This is a genomic window from Rhodococcus sp. (in: high G+C Gram-positive bacteria), assembly GCF_049591685.1.
In the GTDB taxonomy this organism is placed as follows: domain Bacteria; phylum Actinomycetota; class Actinomycetes; order Mycobacteriales; family Mycobacteriaceae; genus Rhodococcoides.
On record NZ_JBAWFH010000159.1, the window covers coordinates 1 to 16,800 of the forward strand.

Annotated in this window: 18 protein-coding genes, 1 tRNA gene, 1 other RNA gene and 1 pseudogene; 6 read left to right on the forward strand and 15 right to left on the reverse strand. The window is 63.4% G+C overall.

Going from position 1 to position 16,800, the window contains the following annotated elements; genetic code table 11:
* The 5 genes from nrdE to WBQ44_RS06665 form a co-directional block, all read right to left on the reverse strand.
* A partial coding sequence (gene nrdE, locus WBQ44_RS06645; RefSeq protein WP_495565932.1) for a class 1b ribonucleoside-diphosphate reductase subunit alpha occupies window positions 1-1,374 on the reverse strand: 1,374 nt, incomplete at its 3' end.
* A 38-nt stretch (window positions 1,375-1,412) separates the two neighbouring features.
* Window positions 1,413-1,877, reverse strand: coding sequence for a class Ib ribonucleoside-diphosphate reductase assembly flavoprotein NrdI (nrdI, locus tag WBQ44_RS06650; RefSeq protein ID WP_495565933.1), 465 nt, complete (start codon window positions 1,875-1,877; stop codon window positions 1,413-1,415).
* 77 nt (window positions 1,878-1,954) lie between these two features.
* Window positions 1,955-2,188 (reverse strand): glutaredoxin-like protein NrdH, encoded by a 234-nt coding sequence (gene nrdH, locus WBQ44_RS06655; protein WP_495565934.1) that lies wholly within the window; start codon window positions 2,186-2,188, stop codon window positions 1,955-1,957.
* A 475-nt stretch (window positions 2,189-2,663) separates the two neighbouring features.
* Window positions 2,664-2,786, reverse strand: coding sequence for a type B 50S ribosomal protein L36 (ykgO, locus tag WBQ44_RS06660; RefSeq protein WP_019668008.1), 123 nt, complete (start codon window positions 2,784-2,786; stop codon window positions 2,664-2,666).
* A gap of 38 nt (window positions 2,787-2,824) precedes the next feature.
* Window positions 2,825-3,391: an NAD(P)H-dependent oxidoreductase gene (locus WBQ44_RS06665; RefSeq protein ID WP_495565935.1), complete on the reverse strand. Its 567-nt coding sequence runs from the start codon at window positions 3,389-3,391 to the stop codon at window positions 2,825-2,827.
* A gap of 104 nt (window positions 3,392-3,495) precedes the next feature.
* Between WBQ44_RS06665 and WBQ44_RS06670 the strand changes: the two genes are divergently transcribed.
* Window positions 3,496-4,089 (forward strand): TetR/AcrR family transcriptional regulator, encoded by a 594-nt coding sequence (locus WBQ44_RS06670; protein ID WP_495565936.1) that lies wholly within the window; start codon window positions 3,496-3,498, stop codon window positions 4,087-4,089.
* A 69-nt stretch (window positions 4,090-4,158) separates the two neighbouring features.
* Here the strand turns inward: WBQ44_RS06670 and WBQ44_RS06675 are convergent, their stop codons facing one another.
* Window positions 4,159-4,926, reverse strand: coding sequence for a fructosamine kinase family protein (locus tag WBQ44_RS06675; RefSeq protein WP_495565937.1), 768 nt, complete (start codon window positions 4,924-4,926; stop codon window positions 4,159-4,161).
* Window positions 4,927-4,967: 41 nt separating this feature from the next.
* Here WBQ44_RS06675 and nadE point away from each other — a divergent pair, with 41 nt between their 5' ends.
* Window positions 4,968-5,810, forward strand: a complete 843-nt coding sequence (gene nadE / locus WBQ44_RS06680) for an NAD(+) synthase (RefSeq protein ID WP_495565938.1) — start codon at window positions 4,968-4,970, stop codon at window positions 5,808-5,810.
* 12 nt (window positions 5,811-5,822) lie between these two features.
* Here the strand turns inward: nadE and WBQ44_RS06685 are convergent, their stop codons facing one another.
* Both WBQ44_RS06685 and moaA read right to left on the reverse strand, forming a co-directional pair.
* Window positions 5,823-6,065 carry a MoaD/ThiS family protein gene (locus WBQ44_RS06685; protein WP_495565939.1) on the reverse strand — a complete coding sequence of 81 codons (243 nt, stop codon included), beginning with the start codon at window positions 6,063-6,065 and terminating at the stop codon, window positions 5,823-5,825.
* The gene (moaA, locus tag WBQ44_RS06690) at window positions 6,058-7,128 is read right to left on the reverse strand and encodes a GTP 3',8-cyclase MoaA (RefSeq protein WP_495565940.1); all 1,071 of its coding nucleotides are present in this window, start codon (window positions 7,126-7,128) and stop codon (window positions 6,058-6,060) included. The genes WBQ44_RS06685 and moaA overlap by 8 nt, the downstream gene beginning before the upstream one ends.
* Window positions 7,129-7,368: 240 nt before the next feature.
* Here moaA and WBQ44_RS06695 point away from each other — a divergent pair, with 240 nt between their 5' ends.
* The 3 genes from WBQ44_RS06695 (at window position 7,369) to WBQ44_RS06705 (ending at window position 10,056) form a co-directional block, all read left to right on the forward strand.
* Window positions 7,369-8,553 carry a molybdopterin molybdotransferase MoeA gene (locus WBQ44_RS06695; RefSeq protein ID WP_495565941.1) on the forward strand — a complete coding sequence of 395 codons (1,185 nt, stop codon included), beginning with the start codon at window positions 7,369-7,371 and terminating at the stop codon, window positions 8,551-8,553.
* Between the two features lie 92 nt (window positions 8,554-8,645).
* Entirely contained in the window at window positions 8,646-9,635 is a 990-nt protein-coding gene (moaCB, locus tag WBQ44_RS06700; protein ID WP_495565961.1) for a bifunctional molybdenum cofactor biosynthesis protein MoaC/MoaB, read from the forward strand.
* Window positions 9,636-9,642: 7 nt separating this feature from the next.
* On the forward strand, window positions 9,643-10,056 hold the full coding sequence (locus tag WBQ44_RS06705; RefSeq protein WP_495565942.1) for a molybdenum cofactor biosynthesis protein MoaE: 414 nt from the start codon (window positions 9,643-9,645) through the stop codon (window positions 10,054-10,056).
* 64 nt (window positions 10,057-10,120) lie between these two features.
* On the opposite strand, the gene WBQ44_RS06710 is transcribed toward WBQ44_RS06705, so the two are convergent.
* Both WBQ44_RS06710 and WBQ44_RS06715 read right to left on the reverse strand, forming a co-directional pair.
* The gene (locus tag WBQ44_RS06710) at window positions 10,121-11,155 is read right to left on the reverse strand and encodes a CobW family GTP-binding protein (RefSeq protein WP_495565943.1); all 1,035 of its coding nucleotides are present in this window, start codon (window positions 11,153-11,155) and stop codon (window positions 10,121-10,123) included.
* A gap of 133 nt (window positions 11,156-11,288) precedes the next feature.
* A pseudogene (locus WBQ44_RS06715) lies at window positions 11,289-11,690 on the reverse strand (N-acetylmuramoyl-L-alanine amidase); the annotation flags it as partial.
* Window positions 11,691-11,889: 199 nt separating this feature from the next.
* On the opposite strand from WBQ44_RS06715, the gene WBQ44_RS06720 reads away from it, so the two are divergent.
* Window positions 11,890-12,237 (forward strand): histone-like nucleoid-structuring protein Lsr2, encoded by a 348-nt coding sequence (locus WBQ44_RS06720; protein ID WP_495565962.1) that lies wholly within the window; start codon window positions 11,890-11,892, stop codon window positions 12,235-12,237.
* A gap of 86 nt (window positions 12,238-12,323) precedes the next feature.
* Here the strand turns inward: WBQ44_RS06720 and WBQ44_RS06725 are convergent.
* The 5 genes from WBQ44_RS06725 to ssrA all read right to left on the reverse strand — a co-directional run bounded on the left by WBQ44_RS06725 (window position 12,324) and on the right by ssrA (window position 16,751).
* A tRNA-Ala gene (locus WBQ44_RS06725) sits at window positions 12,324-12,396 on the reverse strand.
* A 137-nt stretch (window positions 12,397-12,533) separates the two neighbouring features.
* Window positions 12,534-13,286: a DsbA family protein gene (locus WBQ44_RS06730; protein ID WP_495565944.1), complete on the reverse strand. Its 753-nt coding sequence runs from the start codon at window positions 13,284-13,286 to the stop codon at window positions 12,534-12,536.
* 62 nt (window positions 13,287-13,348) lie between these two features.
* Window positions 13,349-14,575, reverse strand: coding sequence for an MFS transporter (locus WBQ44_RS06735; protein WP_495565945.1), 1,227 nt, complete (start codon window positions 14,573-14,575; stop codon window positions 13,349-13,351).
* A 16-nt stretch (window positions 14,576-14,591) separates the two neighbouring features.
* Entirely contained in the window at window positions 14,592-16,232 is a 1,641-nt protein-coding gene (pgm, locus tag WBQ44_RS06740; RefSeq protein WP_495565946.1) for a phosphoglucomutase (alpha-D-glucose-1,6-bisphosphate-dependent), read from the reverse strand.
* 148 nt (window positions 16,233-16,380) lie between these two features.
* Window positions 16,381-16,751: a transfer-messenger RNA gene (gene ssrA / locus WBQ44_RS06745) on the reverse strand.
* Window positions 16,752-16,800: the final 49 nt, after the last annotated feature.

Below are 16,800 nucleotides of genomic sequence, written 5' to 3' on the forward strand. Positions count from 1 at the left end.
CGAGCGGATGTGGCTCTGGTCGCTGACCGCGCTCAGCGCACGGATCGCCGTCTCGACGGTCTGCCCCAGGTCATCGGCATCCATCGACAGCGCGATGTTCATCGAGCCGAGGTTGCACGAGATGTCCTTGCCGACGTGGCTGTAGGACAAGTCGTCGTTGAAGGTCGACGGTGTGGAGACCTGCAGGATTTCCGAGCACAGGTTCGAGTGGGTGATCTTGCCCTTCACCGGGTTGGCCCGGTTCACGGTGTCCTCGAACATGATGTACGGGTAACCCGACTCGAACTGCAGCTCGGCGAGCGTCTGGAAGAATTCGCGGGCCTTGATCTTGGTCTTGCGAATGCGCTTGTCGTCGACCATCTCGTAGTACTTGTCGGAGACGTTGATGTCGGCGAACGGGACACCGTAGATGCGCTCGACGTCGTACGGCGAGAACAGGTACATGTCCTCGTTTCGCTTGGCGAGCTCGAAGGTGATGTCCGGGATGACGATTCCGAGGGACAGGGTCTTGATGCGGATCTTCTCGTCGGCGTTCTCACGCTTGGTGTCGAGGAAGCGGTAGACGTCGGGGTGGTGTGCGTGCAGGTACACCGCACCGGCACCCTGACGGGCTCCGAGCTGGTTGGCATAGGAGAAGGAGTCTTCGAGCAGCTTCATGATGGGGATGACGCCGGAGGACTGATTCTCGATGCGCTTGATGGGCGCTCCGTGCTCACGAATGTTGCTGAGCAGCAATGCAACGCCGCCTCCGCGCTTGGACAGCTGCAGGGCGGAGTTGATGGATCGGCCGATCGATTCCATGTTGTCTTCGATACGCAGCAGGAAGCACGAGACGGGTTCGCCGCGCTGCTTCTTACCCGAGTTGAGGAACGTCGGTGTCGCGGGCTGGAAGCGCCCGGCGATGATTTCGTCGACCAGGTCCGTTGCGAGGGCTTCGTCGCCGGCAGCCAGGGTGAGCGCGACCATGCACACGCGGTCTTCGAAGCGTTCGAGGTAGCGCTTACCGTCGAACGTTTTCAGGGTGTACGAGGTGTAGTACTTGAACGCCCCGAGGAACGTTGGAAACCGGAACTTCTTCGAGTACGCGTGGTTGATCAGGAACTTGACGAACTCGCGCGAGTACTGATCGAGAACTTCCGGCTCGTAGTAGTTTTCCTCGACCAGGTAGTCCAGCTTCTCGTCCAGGTCGTGGAAGAACACGGTGTTCTGGTTGACGTGCTGAAGGAAGTACTGGTTGGCCGCTTCGCGATCCTTCTCGAACTGGATCTCACCGTTGGGGCCGTACAGGTTGAGCATCGCGTTGAGGGCGTGATAGTCGAGATCACCGTCCGCTCGAACCGTTGCGGGCGCTACGTCGGTGATGGTCGGTGCCACGGCGAATACTCCTATGGGAATTGGTGCTGGGTGTGCTTCTAATGGGTGTGCGCTGCTCGTCGCGACTCTCGTTCCCAGAAGTCTTCGAGTCCTTCGCGGACACGCACTACATCTTCCGGGGTGCCCATCAATTCGAATCGGTAGAGATACGGAACCGCGCACTTCTGCGAAATGACATCGCCCGCAAAACAGAACGAGTCACCGAAGTTGGTATTACCCGCTGCGATGACTCCCCTGATCAGGGACCGGTTGTGCTTCTGGTTGAGAAACTTGATGACTTGCTTGGGGACGTAGTTGGTATCCCGTCCGGCGAACGTGGTGCCTCCACCGTAAGTGGGAAGTACCAGGACGTACGGCTGGTCGACCAGAAACGTCTCCGGATGACAAAGAGGTATCCGACTGGCCGGAAGCCCCAGCTTGACGATGAAGCGGTGCGTGTTCTCGGACGCGCTCGAGAAGTACACCAGCGGGTGCGTCGATTGCGGGGCGGGAGAGGAAGTCACACTCACTCATCTCCGTACTCTCGTCGATCTGCACCGTCCGGCCGACTCACTCCGTCGAGTTGATCGGCGCGATCTGTTCAAGCAACGTTGGCGGTGAGCGCCTTGATGCGGTCGGGACGGAAACCCGACCAGTGATCTTCGCCGGCAACGACGACGGGAGCCTGCAGGTAGCCGAGAGCCATGACGTAGTCCCTCGCTTCGGCGTCCTCCGTGATGTCGACGACGGAGTACTCGACGCCCTCTTTGTCCAGGGCGCGGTAGGTGGCATTGCACTGAACGCAGGCGGGCTTGGTGTAGACGGTGATGCTCATGAGGGGTTCCCTTCTCCCTGTACGAGATCACGGTGCTGCCGAGACCTCGATAGTGCGCTGCGTGATGTGTGTATCGACGATTTTGCCGTGGTGAACCAATCCGAGCGTTCTGCTTGTTCTCGACCTGATTTCAGGCCCTCCGCGACCCGTTCCGACAGATTCGCGGGTAGATCGCGTTGTGCCCTCTCGACGGCTCAAACACTACACCTAGTGTCCTATATATGCCTACAACACGAGATGTTGCGAACAACATCCTTGGTATTCGCAGGTCACAGTCCTACGCGCGATCCAAACCCCACGTCAGCCGGGCGTGTCGTGCGTCACACGAGACTCATGTCGTGCATCACACTTCGTCGCCGGGTCCGTCGTGACCGGTGACAGCAAGACGACACGCCGTACGAGACCGGTCGATCGCACCGAAAAGGCCCCCGGATCGCGAGATCCGAGGGCCTGTCGGCGCGCATCGAAACGAGTTTCAGCGCTGGCGCGCCTTGAAGCGCGGTTCCTTCTTGTTGATCACGAAGACTTTTCCGTGGCGACGAACCACCTGTGCGCCCGGCTTGTTCTTGAGTGACTTGAGCGAGTTTCGTACTTTCATGCAGCCAAGCTACATGAAAACGATTCTCATTACTACGACTAGGCGGGGACGAGCTCGTTCGACGCCTTGACCAGTTCTGCCACAAGCGTGCCGATCTCCGCGGACACTTCGGCGTTCTCGCGAGCATGCGCGGAACCGAACTTGTCACCCGTTCCGCCGATGACGAGCGCAACGTCCTCGAGCACCTTTCCGCCGGCAATGCCCACAGCCTTACGGGTGTCGTCGTGCGCCCACTTCGCACCGTTGCCACTCGGGGATGCGCTGATGATCGCCACCGGCTTGCTGAGCACGGCGCCCGCTCCATACGGACGAGAGAGCCAGTCGATGGCGTTCTTCAACACGGCCGGGATGGTGCCGTTGTACTCCGGCGTGACGAGCAGGAACGCGGTGGCCTTCTCGGCAGCTGCACGCAGGTCGAGCGCTGCGGCCGGAACCAGACCGTCGACGTCGATGTCCTCGTTGTAAAAGGGAACATCACCCAGCGAGCCGTAGACAACGGCGGTTGCACCCTCGGGGGTCAGCGACGCTGCGGTCTCGGCGATCTGTTTGTTGACGGACTCGGTGCGAAGACTTCCGACGAGAACCAATACGTGAGCGTGCGACATGACGAGGATCCTTCGAGTTCGGTGAGTTTTGGCGTTCGACTGCATTCTTACCACCAAAACGGACCATGGTCCACTTCCATTCCCGACCGGGTAGACTGCCCGTTGTGACCGACTTCATGCTCCCCATCGCAGGCGAGGAGACCGAGCGCTGCGACGCCGCTCGCAACCGTCGCCTTCTCCTCGACGCCGCGGCAGAATTGGTCGCGACGGTGGGAGCCGATGCCGTCACCATGGACGGACTGGCGTCGAAAGCGGGAGTGGGCAAGGGCACCGTCTTTCGGCGGTTCGGTAGCCGCTCCGGACTCATGCAGGCATTGCTCGACCACACCGAGAAGGAACTTCAGCACGCGTTTCTCTTCGGCCCTCCCCCACTGGGCCCGGGGGCCGACCCGATCGATCGACTCGTCGCCTTCGGTCGGGCACGCCTCGATCTGGTCGAGGTTCAGGGCGAAGTGATGCGCGCGGCCGAGAATTCGCCCGAACTCAGATACTCCGCGCCCGCGCACATGGTCACCTACACCCACGTTCTCACCCTTCTGCGCACCGCGGGCGTGACGGGTGATCTGCAGTTGCTCGCCTACGGCTTGCTGACACCCCTCGAAGCCACACTCGTCCTACATCAGTTCCGAGATCTCGGCATGTCGATGGAGCGTCTCGCCGACGGCTGGGAAGACCTGGTACGCAGAGCAACTCGCTGACTACCGAAGCAGCCGCGCCACAGCCAACGGAGCAGCTGCGCCACAGTCAGCCGAGCAGCTGCGCCACAGTCAGCCGAGCAGCTGCGCCACAGTTCGTGCCGCTCGGTGCAGTTGCACCCCGTACGACGGGCCATGACCTGCTGCGTGAACGGCCAGCGGGTGCAGCTGGTGCACCGGCACTCGCTCCTCCCATCCGGTCCGGAGCTCGTGCACGGAGCGATATCCGTCGACGATCTCCTCCCACAAGGGGACACCGAACAGCGCAAGCATCGCGAGGTCGGTCTCGCGGTGCCCACCGTGCGCAGCGGGGTCGATCAGCACCGCGCCGGCATCGGTCCAAACGACGTTGCCAGTCCACAGATCGCCGTGAATCCTGCTCGGGCCCTCCCCGTCGTCGAACGCACCGTCCGCCACGGCCGCGCAGACGGACTCGACTTCCGACGCGTCGGCTGCGGCGATGTTCCCGACGTCGACCGCCACCCGCAGATACGGCAGGACGCGTTCGGCTACGTAGAACCGACCCCACGATGCATGCTCGACGCTCGACATCGGACGCGAACCGATGAACAGTTGTTTGCCGAAACCATTTGGTGCACAACCGAATGCGCGTGCACCCGAGTTGTGCGCGGTTGCCAGTTGCTCGCCGAACCTGTGCGCGGCTCGGCGAGTGGGAGCCGACGGCACCAGCCGTTCGAGGTCGATGTGCGTCGGACCGAATCCGCGGACGCCGACCACGTCTGCGCCGCCGTCGCGCAGCCAAGCGAGACCCGCTGCCTCGGCTGCGAAGAAGTCCGGATGCGCGTCGGCGTCGGTCTTGGTGAAGGTGTCGGCTTTCATCACATCCGACTCTAGGCCGCGCCGCGCCCTAGAATCGTCGAATGTCATCCCCTCTCACGCATATGCGCACTCGCATTCTGAGCGAGCTGGCCGTTCGGCCCACCATCGATCCCGCCGAAGAGATCACCCGTCGCGTCGAGTTTTTGAAGGCGTATCTCGCATCCACACCGGCGAAGGGATTCGTACTCGGCATCAGTGGAGGCCAGGACAGCACCCTCACGGGCGCCCTGTGCCAGCGCGCCGCGGCGGAAATGCGCACTGAAGGCGCGGAGGCAGAGTTCGTCGCCGTCCGGCTGCCCTACGGCGTTCAAGCGGACGAGGCGGACGCCGTCGTCTCGCTCGACTTCATCGCACCCGACCGCACGGTCACGGTGGACATCGCCGACGCATCCGACGCCGCATCGTCCTCCGCAGCACGGGCGCTGGGCGTCGCAACACTGCGTGACTTCGTCCGCGGCAACATCAAGGCGCGTCAGCGGATGGTGGCGCAATACGCCCTGGCCGGCGAGCTCGGCCACCTCGTCGTGGGCACCGACCATGCAGCCGAGGCCGTCACCGGCTTCTTCACCAAGTTCGGTGACGGAGGCGTCGACGTCACGCCTCTGACAGGCCTGAGCAAGCGCCAGGGCGCTGCACTGTTGCGGGAATTGGGCGCGCCGGACAGCACATGGAAGAAAGTGCCGACCGCAGATCTCGAGGACGACCGGCCTGCACTTCCCGACGAAGAAGCCCTCGGGGTGACGTACGCGCAGATCGACGATTACCTCGAGGGCAAAATCGTCGCCGACGAGGTAGCGGAGAAGCTCGAGCGCATGTACCTCGCCACCCGGCACAAGCGGACGGTTCCGGTCACCCCGGTCGACGACTGGTGGCGCGAGCGCTGATACCTGGTCTCGCTATCCCCCGGCGAACGGCGGCAGAATGTCCACCCTGTCGCCGAACGTCGCATCGGGATCACGGGTGAGCTCGTCTCCGACCAGGAAAGCGGACACTCGGAGCACGGAGGCAACACTGTCGCCGTGCCGCTCGAGCACCGCGGCCTTGAGCGTCGCGAGATTGCTGCCCGCGGGCAGGTCGAAAGACTCCTTCGTGCATCCCGAGGCGTCCGCGGCACCGGCGAAATACCGAACTTCAACCACCGATAGCTCCCATACTTCTCGTCGGCGGCACGAAGCCCGCCGCGTCGATGCCGTGTCCGGCCCACTTGTTCCACATCGCGCCGCGCCACAGTTGCGCCAGCTCGTCGTCGGTTGCCCCGCCCCGCAACGCGGCGCGAAGGTCCGTCTCGTCGTCACTGAACAAGCACGACCGGATGGTTCCCTCTGCGGTGAGGCGTGTGCGATCACAGTCCGAGCAGAAGGACCGGGTGACCGAAGCGATGATTCCGACAGTGGCGGAAGTGCCGTTCACCGACCATTCCTCAGCGGGCGCTGACGGATCTTCCCGGCCGATCGCCCGCAGATCGAAGCGGGACGACAGCACGTCGAGCAGGTGCTGAGCGTCCAACATCTCGGCCCGTGCCCATTCCTGGTCCGCATCGAGCGGCATCTGCTCGATGAAGCGCAGGGCCACGCCCTCGTCGAGACACCACTGCAGTAGGTCCGCAGCCCCGTGCAGCGTCTCCGGCATCAAAACCGCGTTGACTTTCACCGGCGTCAGTCCGGCTTTCTTCGCGGCGCGAATTCCGGCGAGCACGGAGGGAAGCCGGTCACGTCTGGTCAGCTCCGCGAAGTGCGCTCTGTCGACGGAATCGAGGGAGACGTTGACACGAGAGAGACCCGCCGCGGCAAGGGCGGCCGCCCGGTGTTCGAGACCGACCGCATTGGTGGTCATGGCCAACGGAACCCCGGGAACGCGCTGCGAGCACAGTTCGAAGATTTCGGTGAGGTCGGCACGCATCAGCGGCTCGCCTCCCGTGAAGCGCACTTCACGGACACCGAGGCGATGAACGGCGATGTCGACCACTCGGGCGATTTCGCCGGGCGTCAGCAGATCCTGCGCAGGGATGGCAGGCAGACCCTCCTCCGGCATGCAGTAGGTGCAGCGCAGCGAGCATTTCTCGGTGATGGAGACCCTCAAATCGCGGGCCACTCGGCCGAATCTGTCCACCAGACCTGGCACGTCGGGACGGTCGTCGACGGAGTGGTTTCCGGCACGGCCCACCGAGGGGATGCCGAGCCCGATGACACTGGTGACAGTCACACACACTCCTGACGAACATTGCCTCACAGAGGCTCATTGCCTCACGAAATCGAGGCCTACCGACGATCATGGCCTACGCACGAACCTCCGAGCACTGGGTGGTTCGCACAACAAGCTGCCGACTACCAGTATGCCGTCCGCGAAAACTTCGTGCGATCCGCCGGACGATCGGCGGATCGCCCGCGCATAGGATCGATGCATGACGAGACCGACCCTCCTCGTGCACCGAGCGAGCGCCACGTGAGCCCTGCGTCGGTCGAAGAGCACGCACGGCACGTAGCAGATCTTCTCGAACGGCTGCTCACCCGGACTCCGGAGAAGGTGACCGTGAGCGAGTCACTCGGGCGCGTCGCCTGGGAGGACGTTGCGTCGCCGGTGGATCTGCCGCTCTTCCGCAACTCTCAGATGGACGGATATGCCGTCCGGGCCGCCGACATCGCGCACGTTCCCGCCACCCTGCGAGTCACCTCCACCATCGCCGCCGGGCCGTCGGCACCGCCGATGCTGGACACCGGTACCGCGGTGAAAATCATGACGGGCGCACCCGTTCCTGCCTCAGCCGACGCCGTCGTGCCCGTCGAGCACACCGAGGCACATGGCGGCGAGGTCACGATCACCGTCTCGCACTCGGAAGGCGATTACATCCGCGAGCAAGGAAGTGACATCACAGCGGGCACCGTCCTCGTTCGCGCCGGAACCACCATCGAACCCCGCCATGTTGCAGTGTTGGCCGCAGTCGGCCTGTCTCACACCGAAGTTCGTAGTCGGCCGAGAGTCGCCGTCATCACCACCGGCGCCGAACTGGTTCCAGCGGGATCGACACTGCAGCCCGGGCAGATCTACGACTCCAACGGTGCGACGCTGGCAGCGCACCTGCAGGCCGCCGGCGCCGAAGTGGTCGGCGTGTATCGCAGCAGCGACGACCACGACAGCTTCCGGACGCTGTTGACCCGGGCAACCGGATCTGCGGAACTCGTCGTCACGTCCGGAGGGGTGTCGATGGGAGACTTCGAGGTGGTCAAAGACGTGCTGACGCCGCTCGGTGGCCGCTTCGGCTCCGTGCGTATGCAACCGGGTGGACCCCAGGGCACCGCCGTGGTCGACGGGGTTCCCGTGCTCGCCTTTCCGGGCAATCCCGTGAGCACGGTCGTCTCCTTCCTCGTCTTCGCCCGCAATCTCGTGCGCCAAGCGGCAGGCAGAGCCCCCGTACTTCCCGTACGAAGCACGTTGAAACACCCGGTGACATCCGTTGCCGGCAAACGACAGTTCCTCCGCGGCACCCTCGAGTCAGATGGAGTGAAGTCGATCTCGGGACCCGGCTCCCATCTCGTCGCGGCCATGGCCTGGGCCGACGTTCTCATCGACATCCCCTCCGAAGCAACAGAATTGGAAGCAGGAGCCGAAGTGCAGGTGATTCCACTGTGACAAAGAACGACTCGGGAATACAGCATGATTCGGAAACACACAGCGAGTCCGGACGTGTTCTCTCGCATGTGGATTCAGAGGGCCGCGCCCGCATGGTCGACGTCTCGCACAAGGCCGATACGTCTCGTATCGCTGTCGCCGCAGGCGAATTCCGCACCACCGCAGAAGTCGTCGCACTGGTACGCGCCGACGGAATGCCGAAGGCCGACGTGCTGTCGACGGCCAGAATCGCGGGAATCCAGGGCGCGAAGAAGACGTCCGAGCTCATTCCGCTCTGCCACCAGTTGGCGCTGTCCAAGGTGGACGTGAGATTCGGGTTCACCGACACGACCATTACCGTCGAAGCCACCGCGAAGACGACCGGACCCACCGGAGTCGAGATGGAAGCCCTCACTGCCGTCGCCGTCGCCGGACTCACCCTCCACGACATGGTCAAAGCCGTCGACCCCGGCGCGACGATGAACGGCGTGAGGCTGCTCACCAAGGAAGGTGGCAAACGCGGCCGGTGGTCCAGAGAATCGCCGACACCCGATTCCGCCCCGGCGTCCCATACCCGGGCATCCGCCACCCAGACGGATCCGACCTCGCAAACGTCGCGATCTGCCGCTGTACTCGTCGCATCGACCGGAGGGGCGAACGGCACCCGAGAGGACACCACGGGGCCCGCCATCGCGGCGTGGCTGGCCGACCGTGGCTTCGCGGTTCGCGGACCTCTCGTCTACGCGGACGCCGACATCGCGACGGGCGTGAACGACGCGCTCACCGGGTCACCCGCTCTGGTCATCAGCACCGGCGGTACCGGAGTGTCGCCGACGGACGCGACACCGGAAGCGACGCGCGTCGTACTCGACCGTGAACTGCCCGGTGTCGCCGACGCGGTGCGACGCAAGGGCACCGAGGTGACCCCGCATGCGACGCTCAGCCGCGGGCTTGCCGGAGTTGCGGGGCGCACCGTGGTGGTCAATCTGCCAGGTTCACCCGGTGGTGTGAAGGACGGTCTGGCCGTTCTCGGACCCATCCTCGATCACCTGCTCGCCCAGGTTGCAGGCCACGGTCTCCACGACGAGACAGATGGGAAGTGAGGTCACGATGACCGAGTTGCTCGCCAAAATCTCGCCTGAAGTGATCGACACCTCGATGGTGGAGAACGCTGTCGCCGGTCCGCAACACGGCGCCGTGGTGCTCTTCAGCGGCGTGGTCCGCAATCATGACGGCGGTCAACCGGTTTCCGCGCTCGAGTACCAGGCGCACCCCGAAGCGGAACGCTTTCTCGAACGATGCTGCGCGGAAGTCGCCGCGGATTCCGGCCTGCCCGTCGCTGCGATCCATCGCGTCGGTGACCTGACCATCGGCGACATAGCGCTGGTCGCCGCCGTCGCATCCCCGCACCGCGCCGAGGCATTCGCGACCTGCGCTGCCCTCGTCGAGCGCATCAAAGCCGAAGTTCCCATCTGGAAGCGCCAGCACTTCGAATCCGGCACGTCCGAATGGGTCGGTCTCTAGGGCACGCGACCTCTAGGGCACGCGACCGTTCAGCCGCGCTGTGGCGCGTAGCGATGTACAGGAATCATCGCTGTGGCGCGTAGCGATGCACAGGCATCATCGCCGACTCGTCGACGCGGTCACCTGTGCGCCGAATGCAATCCAGTAGCCGCACTTCGAGGAATTCGTCGTCGATGTCGGTACCGATCAACACGATTCGCGTGCTCCTCGGCTCTGCGTCGTCCCACTTCGACGGTTCGAGTCGGAGGTGCCGCCCGACAGTGTTGACCACGTACTTGACGTCGTGTCCGTCGATTCCGAAATGCACGAATCCTTTGATGCGGTAGACGTCCCCGGACGGGTTCTCGAGCATGTCCACAAACCTCCGAGGATCGAACGGCTCGTCGCTGACGAAGCTCGTTGTCGAGTACCGCGCATGTAGGTGTTTCGCATGATCGTCCGGGGCGTAGAGCAATTCGTCCAGCGACAGTTGGCGCGCCTCGTCGACGTTGTCGGCGCGTTCGGGGACGTCGAACAGCAGGTCTGCATCCACCTGCCCGTATGCGGTCGGTAGTACGGCCACGTTCGGCGCAATCGATCGGATATGAGCGGTCACCGCGTCGGAGTCACCGAGGTCCATCTTGTTGACCACCACCAGATCGGCGAGCGCGACGTGCTGATCGATCTCCGGATGCGTCTCACGGGTGGCGAAGAACTCGACGGCGTCGATGACGCCGATCAGTCCGCCGTACATGATGCGCGGATTGTCGCTGCCTCGGACCATTCGGACGAGGTTGCGCGGCTCGGCCACACCACTCGCTTCGACGACGATCACATCGATTTGCGCGCTGCTACGCGACAACGTGTCGAACATCGCGTCCAGATCGGCCACGTCGACCGCGCAACAAAGACAACCGTTCCCGAGGGACACCATCGAATCGACCTGCCCGGCAACCATCATCGAGTCGATGTTGATCGAACCGAAATCGTTGACCACGACGCCGATTCGAATACCACGGTTGTGCCGCAGTAGGTGGTTGAGCAGCGTCGTCTTCCCTGCACCGAGGAAGCCCGACACCAGAACGACAGGAATTCTCCGGTCTCGACTTCTCTGCGCCACGCAGCGAGATTACTCGGCCGGCAACGGGTAGGTCAGTGGTGCCTCCGCGACGCGTCGTACCGTCTGCACGATTATGTTCGGCGTCGACAACAACTACCGGACGGTGCGGTGGTCACGGCCAGGTGCCGACGTTCAACAGGTAGTCGATGATGCCAATGGAGACCGCGATAGCGTGTTCCAGTTGACCCTCCGCACTTCCCGATAGCGCTGCGTCGTCGGGATTGGCCCCATTGCCCATCTCGAGAAACACCAGTGGCACCGCCGTCGAAGCCGGATCCGCGACGTCCGAGCGCTCCTGCACACCGTCGCTGACCCCCGGGTAGTTCGCCGGCGTGAACCCGGCGCGCACGTAGGCGTCTCGCATCGCTTTCGATGCTGCGCGTCCGCCGACGGACTGAGCCGCATCGGCGGCGCCGTCGGGAATGGGCAGCGTCGGCACAATCAGATGAAACCCGTGGCGTTCGGCCACGTCCGCGCCCGATGCGCTCGCCGCACGAGCGCGCTCGTCGACGCATCCTCCCCATCCGCTGTCATCGACCCATAGACGGGGTCGCCGAACACACGATCAACTGGAACGTGAGCCGTAAAAAAAGTGGCACCGAGAATCGCTCGGCGTGGAAAAGTTCTCGCACGCAGTTATCGGCCGCCGCATATGGATAAATCAGCCGTGCGGTCGTATAGTCGCGATAGTTCGATGCGGATGATCCCCCAAATTATCATTGGAGAACTTCGAAATGGCCAAAAAAGTCTATGTCCAACTCGTCGACGATATCGATGACAAGCCAATCGAATCCGGTGGTGAACACATAGCCTTTTCGGTCAATGGCGTCGAGTACGAAATCGATCTGAGTGACAAGAACGCCAAAGAATTCCATAGGAAGCTCGACTACTACATCGAACACGCGGCACGCGTCGGTGGCAAACGGGCCAAGAAGTCTCCAAGTGCTGCGCCGACACGATCGAAACGCGACGCCAACCAAACCAAAGCAATCCGGGAATGGGCCAAGTCCAACGGCTACGCCATTTCCGCACGCGGTCGAATCCCGGCCGATGTGGAGCAGGCTTTCGACGCAGCTCACTGATCCGTTTTCGGGCCGGTGATCTCTTTCGAGAGCTCGCTGGGTAGAAAAAAGGGAGTCACCGTTGGGTGACTCCCTTTTCGTTCGAGTGGAGCTAAGGGGACTCGAACCCCTGACCCCCACACTGCCAGTGTGGTGCGCTACCAGCTGCGCCATAGCCCCGTACCGAACATCCGCGAAATCTTCGAGCGCATTTCTGTGCTGTCTTGCGGTTGCTCGAACGAAGTTACACCATGGCCACTGACAGCTACAAATCTGCTGGTAGAGCGCCCTCGGCCTCCCGGCCGGACGGTCTCCGATCAGCCGATCGCCTGGACCCATTCCGAGTCGCCGAGCGCATCGACCAATTGACCGTCGACGAGAACGCCTGGCGTACCGGCGGCACCCGACGCCGCCAGATCCGCCCGCGCGGTCTCTGCGTTCGCTGCAGCCGCCTCCGCGGCTGCGCCCGAGACGATGCACTCGAAAGTCGAGTCGCCTGCACCGCTCTGCCGGGCCATATCGGCCAGTTCGGCGTCGGTGTGGTCGGTATCGCCGCGCTCCTCCGGCTGAAATTCGGTCGAGAACAACGTGCGGTGGAAAGCCGAATAAACGACGGCGTTCTCGGATTCGGCGACGCAATGCGATGCGGCGACTGCACGGCTCGAGTAATTCCCACTAGCGGAGACTTGGTCGAGCTGAGGAAGCACCACCAGGTGATAGCGGACACCGAGTGTGCCCTCGTCGATCTTCTGTGCGAGTTCCTGTCCGTGCTTTACTTCGAGTTCGCCACAGAACGGGCACATCGGATCTTCGAAAATATCCACCATCCGCGACACCCCGGGCACGGCAAGCTGAACAGTTCCGTCGTCCGACACCGTCGACTCCACCGCGGAATTCTTCACCGAGCCGTAGCCGTCGTTCCTCGGTTCGTCGCCACCTCGTTGCCACATGATGGCCACAACGATGACCACGACCACGACGACGAGCGCAATACCGGCGAGAACATAGGTGAAAGTGTTCGACGTCGGTTGAGGCGTGTACTTCGCGCTGGAAGCTCTTTTTTGACTCACGGTGCTCATGATACGGAGAGGTTTTCAGCCGAACGCATCTCGAGATGGGGCGTCTCCCGCGGTCAGGAATCGCCGATGTCGGCCTTCTCCTGTGCGGTCGTGTCGGGCACGAGGAGCCACCACACCGCAGCGGTGAGCAAAATCGCACCGGACAGAACGAACGCGGTTCCGTAGGTGTACACCTCCACGATGGCGCCTGCGACGAGTGGGCCGAGTATGGCGCCGACGTCGGCAGACATCTGGAACGTGGACAGCACAGGCCCACCGCGAGCCTTGGACCCGATCACGTCGGCTACCGAGGCCTGCTGGGCGGGCGTCATGAGGCCGGAGCCGACGCCGGCGACAAACGACGCGATCATGAACAGTGCGACCGTGTCGGTCAGTCCGATCGCCGCTGTACCGAGTCCTGCGATCACCAGACCCAGCACGACGAACGGTTTACGTCCCCTGGTGTCCGACAGGCGACCGGCGGTGATCAGGACCAGGGCGTTGCCGACGGCGAAGATGGCAAGCGACACTGCTGCAACCGCAGCGGATCGCTCCAGAACGGCGATGACGAACAGCGGCACCAGGGCAACCCGAACGCCCATCACCGTCCACCCCGTGGCGAAGTTCGACGCCAGCGCAGCGCGGTACGCGGGCACCGCCAGGGCCGTCCGCAACGTCAGTACCGGTACGGACGAATCTCCCGCGGCCTCCGGCTCCTTGAGGCTGCCCAGGCTGAAGAACACGACAGCCGCCGCTATCACCAGTGCCACGGCGTAGATGATGAACGGCGCCCGCAGCCCCAACCCCACTACGGCGCCGCCCAGCAGCGGTCCGCCGATCGATCCGAGGAGGAAGCTCGTCGCGTACATCCCCGACACCCGGCCACGGCTGTGCGCCGGGCTGATCCGGATCAGCAGCCCGAGAGCGGACACCGTGAACATCGTCGACCCGATTCCGCCCAATCCGCGGAACACGAACAGTTGCCAGTACGTCTGAGCGAAGGCGCATGCGCCCGTGGACAGCGCGACAATGAGAAGACCCGACAGGTAGACCGGTCGTTCGCCCAGCTTCTGGACGAACTTTCCGCTCGCCGGCGCGAACAGCAGCCGCATCATCGCAAAGGCACTGATCACGGCTGAGGCCGCGAATTCGCCCACTCCGAACTCGGTGGCGAATTGCGGGAGTGCAGGTGCCACGATGCCGAAGCCGAGGGCGATGACGAAACTCGCCGAAATCAGCACCCAGATCTCGGACGGGAGTGCGGTGTCCTTGCGTTCGGCCGATGGATCTGGCGTCGTCATACCGTGTCCAACGTGGTCACGACTTGTTCAGCGCTTGTGACACAACATCTTTCGCGGCGGCCTGGACCTCGGCGAGGTGCGCCTCACCGTGGAACGACTCGGCATAGATCTTGTAGACGTCCTCGGTGCCCGACGGGCGAGCAGCGAACCACGCATTCTCGGTGGTGACCTTGAGGCCGCCGATTGCTGCGCCGTTGCCCGGAGCGGTCGTCGACGTGGACGTGATCTTCTCCCCCGCCAATTCCGTCGCCGTCACCTGCTCGGCCGACAGCTTCGCCAGGATGGCCTTCTCCTCGCGTGATGCTGGAGCGTCGACTCGGGCGTACGCGGGCGCGCCGTACTGTTCGGCGAACTCCGCATACCGCTGGGTCGGCGTCTTGCCGGTGACAGCGCTGATCTCCGAAGCCAGCAACGCCAGAATGATCCCGTCCTTGTCGGTGGTCCACACTCGGCCGTCCATTCGGAGGAAAGAGGCACCCGCACTTTCCTCGCCGCCGAAGCCGAGTTCTCCGTCGAGCAGACCCGGCACGAACCACTTGAACCCGACCGGCACCTCGAGTAGTTCGCGGCCGAGACCGGCGACCACCCGATCGATCATCGAAGAGGAAACCAGGGTCTTTCCGACCCGCGCGTTGGGCGACCACCCCGATCGATGCGTGAACAGGTAGTCGATCGCCACGGCCAGGTAGTGGTTGGGGTTCATCAGCCCACCGTCCGGCGTGACGATGCCGTGCCGGTCGGAGTCGGCGTCGTTGCCCGTGGCGATGTCGTACGACGACCGAGCCTCGATCAACGAGGCCATCGCGTTGGGCGACGAGCAATCCATGCGAATTTTGCCGTCGGTGTCGAGGGTCATAAATCGGAACGTCGCGTCGACGAGCGGATTGACGACGGTGAGATCGAGATTGTGTCGTTCGGCTATCGCGTCCCAGTAGTCGACGCTCGCGCCGCCGAGTGGATCGGCGCCGATGCGGACACCGCCGGCACGGATGGCGTCGAGGTCGACGATGGACGGTAGGTCGTCGACGTAGGTCCCGAGGAAGTCGTAGCGCTCGACCGAAGTGTGCAGAGCGGTGGCCAGCGCAACGCGCTTCACTCCAGCCAGGCCCGCTTCGAGCAGTTCGTTCGCGCGGGCGGCGATGATCGACGTGGCGTCGCTGTCGGCCGGACCACCGTGCGGTGGGTTGTACTTGAAGCCGCCGTCGCGTGGCGGATTGTGCGACGGAGTGACCACGATACCGTCGGCTCGGGCGGCCGGTTTCGAGGCGTTGAATCGGAGGATCGCGTGGCTCACGGCGGGTGTTGGCGTGTATCGATCGCCCGAATCCACCAGAACTGTGACGTCGTTGGCAGCGAGCACCTCGAGCGCCGTTGTCCACGCCGGCTCGGATAGCGCGTGGGTGTCACGGCCGATGAACAGGGGCCCGGTAGTGCCCTGTGAGGCACGATATTCGACGATCGCCTGCGTCGTCGCGAGGATGTGACTCTCGTTGAAGGCGGAATCGAGACTGGACCCGCGGTGTCCCGAAGTTCCGAAGACGACCCGCTGGCCCGGGTCCGACACATCTGGAGTGCGTGAGTAGTAAGCAGTGACCAACTGCGCAAGATCGACGAGGTCCTCAGGTGTAGCGACCGTTCCAGCTCTCTCGTGCGCCATGATGCGCCTCCTTGCATTCTCGCCCGACACCAGCGGCTTCAACACTAGTGGCCGACTCTTTTCTGCGGCCGAGTGCCCGTGCCGGACAGGCACATCGGGGATAGAAAAAACCGGGCCGGTGAGCATGTGCTCATCGACCCGGTCTCGTCTGTGGAGCTGCCGGGAATCGAACCCGGGTCCTCCGCTGCATTGCCAGGGCTTCTCCGTGTGCAGTCTGCTATGCCTCTACTTGGATCTCCTGATCTCGCAAACAAGCCAGGATGACGATCCCAGCCACTGTTTGATGTTCCTCATCACTCCGTGGCCGAGTGAATCGGTAAGCCCTCTAGCTGATGCCAGTACCCGGGCCGAGGGCAAGCCCGGACTGACAGACACGCAGTCGCTACTTAGGCAGCGAGTGCGTAGTCGCGCTGATTGGAATCGGCGCTTATATGTTTGCGATGACGCTTACGGTGGTCTCTCGCCTGCACCGACACGCTTCCCCTGACTCAACATACAAAGTCGAAACCGTTCAGCCCCGTATGTCCCCAGCACTTTGCCGGGGCTTGTCAGTGTAACGCGTGCGCCC

Excerpts from the sequence above, each read along its gene's own strand:
- nrdH (WP_495565934.1), bottom strand. The coding sequence starts at position 2,188 with ATGAGCATCACCGTCTACACCAAGCCCGCCTGCGTTCAGTGCAATGCC.
- ykgO (WP_019668008.1), bottom strand. The coding sequence starts at position 2,786 with ATGAAAGTACGAAACTCGCTCAAGTCACTCAAGAACAAGCCGGGCGCA.
- WBQ44_RS06665 (WP_495565935.1), bottom strand. The coding sequence starts at position 3,391 with ATGTCGCACGCTCACGTATTGGTTCTCGTCGGAAGTCTTCGCACCGAG.
- WBQ44_RS06675 (WP_495565937.1), bottom strand. The coding sequence starts at position 4,926 with ATGAAAGCCGACACCTTCACCAAGACCGACGCCGACGCGCATCCGGAC.
- nadE (WP_495565938.1), top strand. The coding sequence starts at position 4,968 with ATGTCATCCCCTCTCACGCATATGCGCACTCGCATTCTGAGCGAGCTG.
- moaCB (WP_495565961.1), top strand. The coding sequence starts at position 8,646 with ATGGTCGACGTCTCGCACAAGGCCGATACGTCTCGTATCGCTGTCGCC.
- WBQ44_RS06705 (WP_495565942.1), top strand. The coding sequence starts at position 9,643 with ATGACCGAGTTGCTCGCCAAAATCTCGCCTGAAGTGATCGACACCTCG.
- WBQ44_RS06720 (WP_495565962.1), top strand. The coding sequence starts at position 11,890 with ATGGCCAAAAAAGTCTATGTCCAACTCGTCGACGATATCGATGACAAG.
- WBQ44_RS06735 (WP_495565945.1), bottom strand. The coding sequence starts at position 14,575 with ATGACGACGCCAGATCCATCGGCCGAACGCAAGGACACCGCACTCCCG.
- pgm (WP_495565946.1), bottom strand. The coding sequence starts at position 16,232 with ATGGCGCACGAGAGAGCTGGAACGGTCGCTACACCTGAGGACCTCGTC.